This window comes from Nocardioides imazamoxiresistens (assembly GCF_032378595.1).
GTDB lineage: Bacteria > Actinomycetota > Actinomycetes > Propionibacteriales > Nocardioidaceae > Nocardioides > Nocardioides imazamoxiresistens.
Map to the genome: position 1 here is coordinate 175,298 of NZ_JAVYII010000001.1, position 12,023 is coordinate 187,320.

11 protein-coding genes are annotated in these 12,023 nt (G+C 64.1%); 8 read left to right on the forward strand and 3 right to left on the reverse strand.

From position 1 onward, the window contains the following. Positions 1-161 precede the first annotated feature (161 nt). From RDV89_RS00890 to RDV89_RS00910, 5 genes are all read left to right on the forward strand, one after another. Positions 162-905 carry a DUF6308 family protein gene (locus RDV89_RS00890; protein ID WP_315730562.1) on the forward strand — a complete coding sequence of 248 codons (744 nt, stop codon included), beginning with the start codon at positions 162-164 and terminating at the stop codon, positions 903-905. A 388-nt stretch (positions 906-1,293) separates the two neighbouring features. Continuing rightward, on the forward strand, positions 1,294-2,094 hold the full coding sequence (locus RDV89_RS00895; protein ID WP_315730563.1) for a hypothetical protein: 801 nt from the start codon (positions 1,294-1,296) through the stop codon (positions 2,092-2,094). 83 nt (positions 2,095-2,177) lie between these two features. Then, on the forward strand, positions 2,178-3,461 hold the full coding sequence (locus RDV89_RS00900) for a hypothetical protein (protein ID WP_315730564.1): 1,284 nt from the start codon (positions 2,178-2,180) through the stop codon (positions 3,459-3,461). Continuing rightward, a complete protein-coding gene (locus RDV89_RS00905) occupies positions 3,458-4,342 on the forward strand; it encodes a PGN_0703 family putative restriction endonuclease (protein WP_315730565.1) in 885 nt (294 codons plus the stop codon). Before RDV89_RS00900 ends, RDV89_RS00905 begins: the two co-directional genes overlap by 4 nt. A gap of 110 nt (positions 4,343-4,452) precedes the next feature. Further along, entirely contained in the window at positions 4,453-5,280 is an 828-nt protein-coding gene (locus tag RDV89_RS00910; protein WP_315730566.1) for a hypothetical protein, read from the forward strand. A 470-nt stretch (positions 5,281-5,750) separates the two neighbouring features. On the opposite strand, the gene RDV89_RS00915 is transcribed toward RDV89_RS00910, so the two are convergent. Continuing rightward, on the reverse strand, positions 5,751-5,969 hold the full coding sequence (locus tag RDV89_RS00915; protein WP_315730567.1) for a hypothetical protein: 219 nt from the start codon (positions 5,967-5,969) through the stop codon (positions 5,751-5,753). A gap of 1,021 nt (positions 5,970-6,990) precedes the next feature. Here RDV89_RS00915 and RDV89_RS00920 point away from each other — a divergent pair. The 3 genes from RDV89_RS00920 (at position 6,991) to RDV89_RS00930 (ending at position 8,834) form a co-directional block, all read left to right on the forward strand. Continuing rightward, complete coding sequence (locus RDV89_RS00920; protein ID WP_315730568.1) at positions 6,991-7,569, forward strand: hypothetical protein; 579 nt, start codon at positions 6,991-6,993, stop codon at positions 7,567-7,569. Positions 7,570-7,586: 17 nt separating this feature from the next. After that, entirely contained in the window at positions 7,587-8,168 is a 582-nt protein-coding gene (locus RDV89_RS00925; protein WP_315730569.1) for a hypothetical protein, read from the forward strand. 78 nt (positions 8,169-8,246) lie between these two features. Further along, positions 8,247-8,834 (forward strand): DUF6642 family protein, encoded by a 588-nt coding sequence (locus tag RDV89_RS00930; RefSeq protein WP_315730570.1) that lies wholly within the window; start codon positions 8,247-8,249, stop codon positions 8,832-8,834. Between the two features lie 571 nt (positions 8,835-9,405). Here the strand turns inward: RDV89_RS00930 and RDV89_RS00935 are convergent. Both RDV89_RS00935 and RDV89_RS00940 read right to left on the reverse strand, forming a co-directional pair. Continuing rightward, entirely contained in the window at positions 9,406-10,470 is a 1,065-nt protein-coding gene (locus RDV89_RS00935) for an AAA family ATPase (RefSeq protein ID WP_315730571.1), read from the reverse strand. Positions 10,471-11,504: 1,034 nt separating this feature from the next. Next, entirely contained in the window at positions 11,505-11,675 is a 171-nt protein-coding gene (locus tag RDV89_RS00940; protein WP_315730572.1) for a hypothetical protein, read from the reverse strand. Positions 11,676-12,023 lie beyond the last annotated feature (348 nt).

Sequence of the window (12,023 nt, forward strand, 5' to 3'; positions counted from 1 at the left end):
TCCTGCCAGACGTTAGTGCAGTGGCCCCATCCCTTGTCGCAATCGCTGACATCATCGGCAGCCAGCACTGGACCACCATCCGGCCCACCCGCCCGCGAACCGCGTCCGCCGCCTGTGTCCCATACTGACGTTCATGGCGGCGTAGAGCGAGGGGGGCGAAGATGTCAGAGCTTGGTGAATACGGCGACGGCCGTACGTTCCAGCTGCCGCAAGGGTGGAGGAAGGCGCGAGCCGAAGTCGTCGAGATGGCACTCCGACAAACGATGGATGCGCTTGCGGCGCCACGTGCAGCCGAGCGGTTGACTGCCTATTACGACCCCCAGGGCAACTACTCCGGTTTGCTCTTCGCTGAGGTCGGGGAGAACCAGGTTGCCTCGGTCACCCCCGCAGATCTCTGGGCGGTTGCGACGCTGTCCATCGAGGTGAACAGTCGTCAGGCGCGCATGATCTTTGGGACCGCCAGCGCTCGGATCGGCTCGTTGCTGTCCGTCCTCCCGCACGATGCGGCGTTGACCGACTTGGACCACACTCCGCTTGGCGCCGACGGAACGCTGAATCGGATGTGGGACCTGTATGAGACGTTCAAGACGCTGCTGGCCACCGAGGCGAAGCGTTCCGAGCATTGGGTCTTCGCGGCGAAGCTCTGCGCGCGCAAGCGCACAGCACTCTTCCCCGTGCGCGACTCTCTGGTCCGCGACTACCTGAGCGGCGGGCGTCGGCATCAGACGGGCGCGGGATGGCCGGGCGACTTCAGTGTCGACCTGCAACTCTTCGCTCACTTGATGACCCATCCCGAGGTGCTGGACGGGCTGCAGGAGCTGGAACGCGAGGTGCCCTTCCCTGTCGACCGGCACCGCCTTCGGCTGCTCGACGCAGTCCTGTGGACGCGTGCGAAGTTCGGCTAGTACCGATGCAAGCAGCGCGATGCGGAGCGATCAGACCACATTCCGATCCGCCCTCTCCTAGACGCCGACGGGTCTCGCATCGTTCTGTACGTCAGCCTTACGGCCGAATGAGGTCACCGCCACTGGTTCGCGTCGTCGAGAGAGGAACTGAACAGGTGCCGCCTTTGCCCAGGAACAGAAACCTGCGTCCCGAAGCCGCCCGGCAGGCTTGGAGGCACGCGGCGTCCATCGCGGCTCAGAGCGCCGTTGCGGACTCTGACGGATCTGATTCAGCTTGACTGAAGGCGCTCGAACCGCCTGCAACGCAAACTCTCCGCTCTGGCACGGGACCCATCTAGAACGTAGGACTCGCTGCAGTCGGGCGAAAGGACAAGTTATGGCGTGGGACGTGTCAGCAGCACTGGCACAAGAGATGGGCGACAACGGACCGTGGGTGCGCCACGTGAGGCGAGCCTGGCGCATGTGCGGTACCGCCGCGACCGACGACGTCCGGACGCCCCCGAAGCCGCGCACGCACTCCCCCGACGACTGGGACGCATTTGGCAGGGCCATTTCCTATGCGGCAGCGCCACTGCACTTGCTGGTCTACGGCCTCGGCTGGTCTCGGCCTGATCTCGGTCTGGCCGCGTGGCATGCGAACGGCTTCGCCTCAGGGGAGCCAGTCCTCGACGTCGTAGCGCGGTGGTGGCGTCCCTCGGACGTCGAAGACATCTTGATGTGGGCACCCACCGAGGGTTCGTACGCCTTCCAGACAATCGATGCTCAGGTCCGCGACGAACTCGGCCTGACGGCAACACCATTTCCCGGGCCGCTTCGCGACTCCGAGCTGTGGCAGCGTCGGCGGACGGCGCCGATCGCGTCGACGACGTGGCAGACCGGCGGGTACGAGATGCACCTGCCACCCCATTTAAGGACTCCTCTCGAGGAGCACTTCGACGACGGATCCCAGCAAACGGTCGACTTCCGCCCGGGGACCGTGTGGGCGTACGGACCTGGACGCTGCGTGCTGGTCGTCGACAACTACGGCGGCTGGTACCGCAAACTCTTCACCGCAGCACCCGACGCGCCGGTCGATGTCTCCGTGCGCACCACCGGCTGGATGGGGACCTACGAGAAAAGCCCCACCACCAAGCTGATGCACCGGACCAGTGAGGAAGTACACCTCTGGGGCCACCCCCCAGTCGCCTGATGACTCTCGACCCATTGGCGCACGACGGTGTCATCCTCATCAACCAGGAGACGAGTGTCAGTGGACCGATGCACAGTGGGGTCATGAAGGATCAGCGGGCGCAATACGCCGAGGTGGCACGTGCGGCGGCGGAGCACATCCTGGGTGAAGCGCCATCGGCGTTCACGCCGCAGCGGATGACCAAGTACGCGCATTGGTTCACCGATGCCTCCGACACTGCGCTCATTGCCGTCGTGACTCCGGGCGAGAAGGTCACGGCCGCTGATGAGGTGCTCGCCTACGCGCTGGCATGGCAGGGCGATCGCGATCTGCACCTGGTTCTGCCCGACGAACTGATCGCGGTGACCGAGACCCGCGTCGCCTGGTTGCAGACGCACGTCCAGATGTGGCACTACGCCGGCGCCGGCGCGCCCGACGCGATTGTCACCCCGAGCCGGCCCGAACTGTTCGAACGCCTGCGAAGCCTTCGTCACCGCGCATCTCGTTCCACATCGTTGACCGACGAGCATTCGTCATGGATCGACTCGATCGACACGGCCGGCCTCGCCGAGAACAACCGCAGCTACCTCTCCTGGCACCACGAAGGTCTGCAGGTGCTGAAAGTCAGCACACGACGAGGCGGGCTCCGCGTGCAAGCCGGGGTCCAGTACAAGACCGCCCCCGCCGGCCGCGAGCCGTTCGACAAGACCTTCAACAAGACGCCGACCGCCGGCGAGATCGCCGTAATCAACGCCAAGATCAGGCTCGCGATGGAGGACCAGGGCAGCCAGACCTCGCAGATGCGCGAGCACAAGCTGCAAGCCGACCTAAAAGGCGCCGCCTCCACCTTCGGTCTGACACATCTGTGGCGCGAGTTCCCTGCATGGCGCGGACTGATCGCGTCCGCACCGCAAGTCGTGGGAAGAGCCGGATACATCGACTTCCTCGGCGCCGACGCGCAAGGCGGACTCCACGTCGTCGAGACCAAGATCGGACACGACCCTCGTGTAGTCCTCCAAGCACTCGACTACGCGATCTGGGTCGCCGCCAACGACGACCTCGTCCGAACCACGCTGGCCGCCAACGGGCACGTCATCGAGCGGCCACACAGCAAACGAGCATCGACCGCTCCGGCAACGCTCCACCTCGTTCTGGGCCGTACCAAAGGCGGCACCGCGTTCAGTCCCTACCTCGCCGGGCAGATCGAGGCAATCGCCGGAGACGTCGACGTGCGCATCCACCTCATCAAGGACCTCAAAACCCCGTTGGACATCGTCACCCTGCCGAAACGGCAGATGTGGCACCCCACCGGTCTCGTGTCCGCGGCGGTGACCGGCCCCCGCTGGCCTGAACGGCTCACCACTGGACTTGCGGGAGACCAGCAGTGACGCTGCGTGACCTCTACTTCAACGACGACGCCTCGGCCGTCCTTCCAGGCGCGCAGAATGCACTTGCCGAGTTACGCGCACGCGGGTCGACCCATCGCTACGTCCGGCACGTTCGCAGCTCACAAGCCTTCGCCCTCAACCTGTTCGCTCCCCTGAACCACATCGCTCGAAGTGAATTGCTGGAGCTCCTCGGACTGGGAATGGTGTCCCACCCCGACGCGGTCGCATTCGAATGGGAAGACGAGCTCGACCGCCTCGCGGAAGCCTCTCCCTGCAGCCCGCACCGAACTCAGGTGGACGTCCTGATCCGCGGCACCACCAACGACGGGCGCCGAGTCGGTGCACTGATTGAGGTCAAGCTGGGCGAACACGACTTCGGCGCCTGCAGCGCTTACGACAGCAACACCAACCCCGACCGGACACCGTGTCGAACGCCCGGACTCTTCGGCGACGCCCCGGACAAGTGCTTCCAGCTCAACAACCACGGCCGTGGCCGACGCACCTACGACCGCTACCTAGGCGACGTCCCCATCTCAACGCCCAGCACCCGCGCCACCGACGGCGGTTGCGTCGTGCGCCAAGGCCGCAGCCAACCCATGCGCAACCTCGCGCTCGCGCACATGCTGGTGAGCGAAGGCGAACTCGACGCAGCAGTCTTTGCACTGTGCGCCCCCGAGAAGCACCCCACCATCTGGCGACGCTTCGAGGAGTTCCAGACCGTGTTCGGCGACACGTCACGCGTACGAACGGCCCGGCTGCCCGCCGAAGTCGTAGCAGCGCATCACCCCGACGTTGGGACAGCCCTGCGCCGACGCTATGAGCCTGCGCTCGTCAGCTTCGATGCGGTCCGGAGTTGTCACGCACGAGCCGCACGAACTTGATGGACAGGCAATGGACCGCGTGCATCGCGTTTGCCCCGCTCGAGCGAACGGAGACGCGCGCCGTCTCGAACGATGTGCCCGTCGCCCGGAGTTTTGAAAGGAACTGATTCATGGTCATTGACCTTGACTGCCCGCAGTGCAACACGGACGAGGAGGTAGTCCTCGCCGAGAAGTTGACGGGCACGCAGCGACGGTTGCGTTGCGAGACCTGCGGTGTCGAGTGGCTGCGAGGCGAGCCGACGCGTCCGAAACCGTCTCTGCCCACCCTGGCGGACATACGCCGTCGGTTCCCACGGCCCGAGGATGTCGACCCAAAAAGACTCGCGCACGCTCAGGTGCTCAAGGAGGACTTTCTCCGACGCAACCCCGTCCCGGCTCCTGAGGTCACCGCCTATTGGGATCGCTATCGAGCAATTTTCAGCGCGGAGGGCCTCCCAGACGCTGCACCCCAAGACCTCAAAGACTTTGCCAACTCCAACGTTGGCGCAAATCCAGGCAACATGTCGGTCTTCAATAAGGAGTGGCACCGATTGGGCGCGCAACAATCAGCCGTCGACGTGCGAGAGTCTATTGAGTACCTCTTACGGGGCCCCGAGCACATCCCACTTGAAGACCGACTGACGAACCTCATCGCGGGCGATATCTCCATCGGCTTCAAAGGTTTCCGAGAATCGCTCCTGACGAAAGTCCTGTGTATCGTCTATCCCGAACGCTTCTTGACTATCACCAAGTACACCGGCGAGGCGGGTAAGCGCGAGATTGCGAGAGCATTGTGGGGCATGGAACTTCCCGATCCCGAACGGACGACGTGGACCATCGGCCGACTTGTGTTGTGGAGCAACGATCTCGTGTTCGCCTTAATAGGTGAGGGCTTCACTACCGGGCAGCATGCTGCTGAATTCCTTTGGTCTACTCGGACGACGTCGCAAGTCACCTGAGGATCCCCGTACGCCTCATCCGTAAGCCTCCGAAGCGTTCAACATGCATTCTGACGCCGCGGTGGCGCGACGATCCACCGGCCTCTCGCACCGCCACGTGCGTCGTAGCTTGACGCGACGTCAGGCCCTCCAGCCGGGCCCGGGGAAATCAACTCACAACGATCCCCGCTGGGGCGCCGCTACGGCTTTCACCAGATCGACCGTCGTCTTCAGGTTGTCCTTCTGTACCAAACACACGAGGATGCGGTGCGGCGCCGGCCCATGGAGACAGGAGTGGGCGACCTCGCCCGCGATCGGCTCGACGTCACACGAGACGTACGCGTGCAGGAACGGCCGCGGTGCTCGGCGGGCAAAACCCGACACGTTGCCCCCGCTCGTCTGCCGCCAGTGCCACCGGCTGAGGTCCTCCCAGCGGTAGCGAGCGCCGTCCGTCCCGTTCCAGTTCCGGCGGACTACGACATCAGGTCGTGTCACTGTTCGGTTCCCTTCACGATTCGACGAACGAGCGCGCCAGAGATGCCGCATGCCCTCGCCACCGCTTCCTTCGGTACGCCCGCCGTTGACGCGGTGCGGATGGCGTCGTTGCGAGCGATGCGGACGGCGACCGCCTCGTGCTGAAGGCGCGTTGCGGCGCGCGCGAGGTTTGCAGCGTGGGCCAGCGGGTCGTCAACCGTCTTCTCGTGCGCCATGCAACGAAACTAGCACTGCGGTTCGGTCAACTAGAAGGCTGATGAGCCGTTCGCGCGCTCGGACTGCTCCAATGGACGGCCTTCCGACCACGACACCTGCCAGCAGGACGCACTGTGGTTCTAGTAAGCCCAGTCCGCCAGCGGTTCGCGGGCAGCCCGGCCGATCAATTAACACCTTGCTTCGAAGGAGCATCGATCCTGCCGGCTCTGGGACGTCGCGACGCACACCTAGCGCGCTGGATTGACGCGCTGGCGGAGACCTGTACGCCGAGGCACTCGCTGCCTGGGCAAGGTCGGATAGCGACGCCGACGTGCCAGTGAGAGCGGATTCAGTCGCCGACGCCGAGGATCAGGCGAGATTGTTGCTCGAGGCTCTCGGTCACTGGGCTTCCCAGGGTCCGAGGCTTTAGGAACCTTCGGGAGTCAGCGGTCAACGGGGTACGCCGGCGCGGCCGGCAGCGCAGCCCCAGGCCGTGGGCGGACGACGAGGACTGGTGGATTTTTTGAGCCAGATGGGGACCTCAGCCGCTTGGCTCGGGCCCTTCGGCCAGCCCCGGTGCGTCAAACATCCCAGCTCCCGACGCAATCGGTCATCCGCCGAGCTCGGTCGCTCGATCTAGGAACGGCTCGAACAAATGCCAGTCGAGTTCGACCCTCTCGGACCATACGGTGCCGTTAAGTCGAGTACCGGATGCGTTCTTTGATCGTGCAGCTCTGCTTCAACATCCGCACCGACGCCGGGCTCAGTTGCCTCACTATCGCTGCGCAACCGGCTCAGTGGCGCCATCCGCTCGGTCGGAAACGGGGGCGGTGCGTTGTCGGTGGTCACTCGTAGGATCCGAGCAGCCGACGTACGAACTGGCGCCCGCGCACCATCGCCGCGCGTCCTAGGGACCCCGCAAGCCCATGGCGGACCGCAGCGATGGATGAGTCAGGAGCGTGACCAAATTTGCTAGAACCCGATCACCGAGCGCATCGAGACGTCTGCGTTCGCTGCGCATCTCACACGGTCACCCATGTCGTGCCCGGGCTGTCGACCGACTCGAACACCGCCCCGGACTGGGTGACCTTCACTGGATGTGTCACTGACCCGTTGCGCGTGGACCGTGTATGCGGCGCATGCGGTCTGGCATGGCGGGCCGATGAAGCCGCCGGGCCTCGTGGCACCGCTCAAGTCTCGCGTCGCGGCGACGTCCGGCTGACCGGCCCCGGGGGCGCCTCCTTCGCGCTGATGCGGGCTCAGCCTGCGGCACCGCATCCCACCAGACCGCTGAGCCTCGATGTGGAGATGCTCTCCCCGGAACGGCTCGTACGGTTCCTCGCCCGCCCAACCACACCTGACTTCATTCGCGAGTTAGAGGTTTTCTGCATCGAAGCCGCTGCTGCGCACCACCCCGAACAGTCCGTCAGCGGCGTCTCCGACAATGCTGCCGGCATCACGATCGACATCACCGGCTCGTCACCCACGACCGTCGACCTAGTTGTCACCGTTGTCGTCGCCTTGGGTGCCGACGTCCGCGACCACGACCACGTTCACTTCGAGGCCGAACGCGCGAGCCTGATCGGCGCGGCACACGATCTTCGAGGACTGCTCCCGTGACCCGTGCCCTTCCAAGCATGGCCGAATTGCTCGACCTCAGCGAAAGCGCACGAATCACCAGCGTCAACCTGCTGCCTTCCTCCGAAGACGTGGCGATCAGCAGTGCCCCGGGCGGCGATCTCACGCTCCACGTCGCTGCCGATGTCAGTGATCTCGGAGTCGTCGCCGGCTTAGCTGCGGCAGCTCATCTGCCAGGCTCCCTCATCGTCCTGAGCGGCGTTCAGAATGCCGGCGACTGGTTCGCCCTCCTTGAACCCGCTGCGGACTCCCCCGGCCCGTCCGCGACCCCCACCCACCAGTTCGGCATTCTGCGGGCCCTCGACGTTGTTGGTCTTGGCGTCGGACGGCTACATAGCCACCCCCTGGAGGAGCACGCCCTGCTCGAGCACCTGCACCGACACGGCCAGGCCCGGACCAGCGAGTGGACCGGGTTCGACGTGGCCTTCGCGATGATGATCAACCTGTGGACCCACGATCTCTCGGACGTGGTGCGCAGAGCTGAGCACTACTTGCAATCAGCCAGTCCCTCCGCTGGCCTCCGCGAGAGTCTGGTGGCCCAGATGGCCGACTGGGCCCAGAAGTACGACGGCCCGGAGTAAACCAGCCACCGCACCCACTTCACTTCGAACGCAGCACCCCACAGCCAGCCAAGCGAACCGACCACAAGAGGGAATCCCATGGCCGCTAACGGAATCTTTTGTCTGGAGGGCGAGTGGGACACCGATCTCAGACGCAGGCACAGCGTCGAGCCCGTACTGGAATTCCTCGAACGAATGCGGGAGACCCGGTACGTCCACCGCGACGTCGCCACGACAACAGAATTGGCGTACTACCTCGATCAATGGGGTCAGGCGCGGTACGACGACTACCAAGTCCTCTTTCTCGCCACCCACGGCGATTTAGGCACACTGTCATGGTCACGAAAGCACACGACCTCGCTTGCCGACCTTGCCGACCTGATGCCCAGCAACACGCAACACTGCTATGTCTATCTCGGTTCGTGTCTCACCCTCTTCGCTGAAGCCGAGGCAAAAAAGTTTGTGGCTCGAACCGGGGTGTCCGCACTGATGGGTTACCGAGAGGAGGTCGGATTCATTTCGGGCGCAGCGTTCGAACTCATCCTGCTCTCCTATGTCGCGAATCATCGGAGCTACCCCAAGCGACTCTTCGACGACCTGATGGCTACCCATGGCGGTCTTGCTCGGTTGCACGACTTCACCATGGTTACTCGCCGCAGCGTGCTCTCAAGCAAGGATCACCCCTGAGGAGAAGCAGATGTTCGAGCGACCAGATCAATGCCCAATTGACCCCTTCCAGAGACGTGCGATTCAGACCTGATCCACATCCACGATGCAGTTCTAATTGTGCAACCACATCGGCCTCAACTTCTGCGGCAAATGAATCGCTTATCCGCTATCGCGTTGCCTCCCCAGGGTTGCCTTCAACTGCTCTTAGTGACCAACGAGCGCATCTGAACTCTCGACTGAGGTTACGTGATTTGGATGCGCGACCTCTTGGGAGCGTGGGCCCTGCGCCTGTAAGCCACGATCAAGAAGTCTGAGTTCACTCGGGGATGGCACGAGCCTGCGTGCTGATTGCTCGAGTCGGACGCCATCGGCGTCCTTCGAGCATCTATTCTTATATATAGGGCCCGATGGCTTTTTTTCGTTCTTCCGTTCTACCGCCCGTAGGGCGGAACGGGAACGCTCACAGGAGCATGCCTGCGGACGTCGCCTCCTGCGGGCGACGTCCGCGGACCGGCACTTCGCGTTGAAGCCCTTGCTCACCTGCGTGGGTCCCTGACGGACACAGGAGGCCCAGCAGACGGAGGGAGGGCTACTCGGCGGCCTGCACCTCCGGCTCGGCTACGGCGACGAAGGAGTTGTTGACCTTCCTCAGATGACCTCTCTCGATCAGGGCGTTCACGGCCCACCCCTTGGCCTGCCCGTTTCCAGGAACGAGGTCCTTCACGGCGGTCTTGGTCGACAGCGGTTCCGTGGCTTCCGCTACCGCTCGAAGGATTGCCTCCTGCAACCGAGCCTCCTTGCCGAGCCTCTCGCTCTCACCGGGGCTAGCCGTCAAAGAGATCTCTACTCGAGTAGGAGAGTGTCCATGGACCGTCAGTTCTGCAATCAGCTCCTTCTCGCCGCCGAGGGTGTAGCGCCCTAGAGAGCCGGGGCGGTCCTTGACCAGTCGCAGGTGGGAGCGTCCGGGACGACCGATGGCGAACGGTTCGACGCTGGTCATCTTGTAAGCGGCCCCGTCAACTGCGGCAAGCTTGTGCTGGGCGCCGAGGCTGAAACGTCCTCGATCCTGGGCGCTCTTCACCTCGTGATCGAGCAGAACCACGGCGGGCCCCGCATCGGCGATGGGCTTGGGGAGCGAGTTGAAAAACTGTGCAACGTCAGCATTGTCGACGAGACTCTTGCCAGCGATCGTCATCGCCTCGGTGACGCCGTCGATGATGACCAGCGAGATCCTCGCCTCGACTACCCGGTTGATGAACTCTTCGCGCTCCGCGGCCCTTAGGGCCTCCGTGGGCCGGATGTAGATGAACCTGTCGAGGATGACGTCCCGATCAACGCCCAGAGCCATGAGCCGCCCCGTGATCGCAGAGGCATCGTCTTCGAAGTCGATGTAGACGACACCGTGGCCAAGACCGAGCTGTTCGGCAACCCACAACAGGGCCAGCCACGTCTTTCCGGCAGCCGGTTCACTCGCGACGGTGTGGACCTTTCCGGCGTACAGCAGGAAAACTCCGTCGTCCCTGACGCCGAGGGTCGGCTGGACCGGCGTGAAGTCGCCATCCAAGACCATTCCGAGGTCGACTGGCTCCCACGACCCAAAAACTCGCCGGGCGGCATGGTTGGAGGCCGACTGTGGGCTGGGGGTGATGATCATCTGTTGCGCTCCCCAGCGCGAGTGATATCAAGCGCCCCCGTGTGAGGCGCCGTGGCTCACGCTAGGCGGCAGGCCAGGGACAAAGAGTCGGTGAACACAGCGCGTACCATACAGGTCCTGCCCACGGGTCCCGCCGATGGGCGACAGTCGCAGGCGGCCTCGCGCGCCCGGTCGGGGACAAGGGACTAAAAGGTCGCGGGCAACTGCCGCTTCTCGGAATCGGCCCCGACGTCGACCGCCCACGCGGCGCCAGCTCGACCCCGCCCGTGGACGTGGGCGTTCCACGCCGCACAAGGTGCGTGGGTCGGCTTCTCGTGAGGCGTACGAACTTCATACCGTCTGATGACTTGCGGTGGGGGTTCTCCTTAAGGCAGGAGGTAGTCATGCAACCTGTTCTTCAGGCTCGACTGAAACGAGCGCGAGCTCTCGAGCTAGCGCGTCTAGGTGCGTCGTTCGATGAGATCGCGCGCCAGGTTGGGTTCTCGCACCGCGGGTCGGCGCATCGGGCAGTTTTCCGGGCGCTTGACGAGCACGAAGCCCAGGAGGCCGATCTTCACCGCCGTCTGGAGGGGGGCCGGCTCGATGCCCTCCTGAACGCCGTATGGGACCGCGCGATCACAGGGGACACAGAAGCCGTCTCGGTCGCTCTTCGCATCTGTGAGACGAGGATCAGGCTCTTCAGCCTCTCGTCCGCGCGGTCGGCCGAACCAGCGGAGCGCGACTTCATGGCGCTGGTCGTCGGCCCTACCCCGGCTGACGCGGAGACAATTTCGCTCGACGAGGCTCGCCAACTCTCCATGCGGCGGTAACGGCCGCCACTTTGGGTCCTCTTAATCGGTGTGGTCTGCGCGTTCGATTCGCCCGCGCCACCACGTCCGCCACGGTGGAACGAGAACGGAAGGGTCTCCAAGTAGACCTTCGCTCGGCGGTCGTTTCGTCTGGACGATGCGCGCGAGTCCTGCCCGAGGTGGAACGTCGGGATTTCCGAGCCGCTTGGACTCGCGTCTGTTGTCCCCCGGTGCGGAAGATATGGGTCAGCAGCCGCGCTTGGCGACGTCGACTCGAACCATCTTGTCGTTGACAGCGTGAGCATCGCAGACCACAAAGTTGGACTCGACGAGCACCCCGAAGGCCGCATCGGAATCGCCAATGGTCAGCTCGATCGACTCCGACTCGAGCTGCGCTCGTGCGTCGACGAGATTCATGCCCACCACGTCAGACCCAGCGGGGTCCTCTCCACCACAAGCCGTGCTCAAGGTCATGCACGCGGTCACCGCGGCGACCCTCAACCAACCGTTCACGCTACTACCTCACTGTGTTCTGGCGCTTCGTGCGCGACACTAAGACAGTGAGACCTCCTCTACAGAGGGATTGGGAGAAGTCGCCCCGACACACACGTCCTGCGGTTGTCGGTTCCCTGGGTTCGATGAGTGGGGATTTGAAAGATGAGAGAAGCGCCTGAACCGCGACGCCCATGCTGACCGTGCCTGGCCTTGCGTCGTCTCAAACGCACATCACTCGCGGGCGTAAGCAGTAGGCGGTAGGCAGTAGGA

Bases quoted from the DNA above. Each gene is read 5' to 3' on its own strand.
- RDV89_RS00890 (WP_315730562.1), top strand. From the start codon at position 162: ATGTCAGAGCTTGGTGAATACGGCGACGGCCGTACGTTCCAGCTGCCG.
- RDV89_RS00900 (WP_315730564.1), top strand. From the start codon at position 2,178: ATGAAGGATCAGCGGGCGCAATACGCCGAGGTGGCACGTGCGGCGGCG.
- RDV89_RS00910 (WP_315730566.1), top strand. From the start codon at position 4,453: ATGGTCATTGACCTTGACTGCCCGCAGTGCAACACGGACGAGGAGGTA.
- RDV89_RS00915 (WP_315730567.1), bottom strand. From the start codon at position 5,969: ATGGCGCACGAGAAGACGGTTGACGACCCGCTGGCCCACGCTGCAAAC.
- RDV89_RS00925 (WP_315730569.1), top strand. From the start codon at position 7,587: ATGGCCGAATTGCTCGACCTCAGCGAAAGCGCACGAATCACCAGCGTC.
- RDV89_RS00930 (WP_315730570.1), top strand. From the start codon at position 8,247: ATGGCCGCTAACGGAATCTTTTGTCTGGAGGGCGAGTGGGACACCGAT.
- RDV89_RS00935 (WP_315730571.1), bottom strand. From the start codon at position 10,470: ATGATCATCACCCCCAGCCCACAGTCGGCCTCCAACCATGCCGCCCGG.
- RDV89_RS00940 (WP_315730572.1), bottom strand. From the start codon at position 11,675: ATGAATCTCGTCGACGCACGAGCGCAGCTCGAGTCGGAGTCGATCGAG.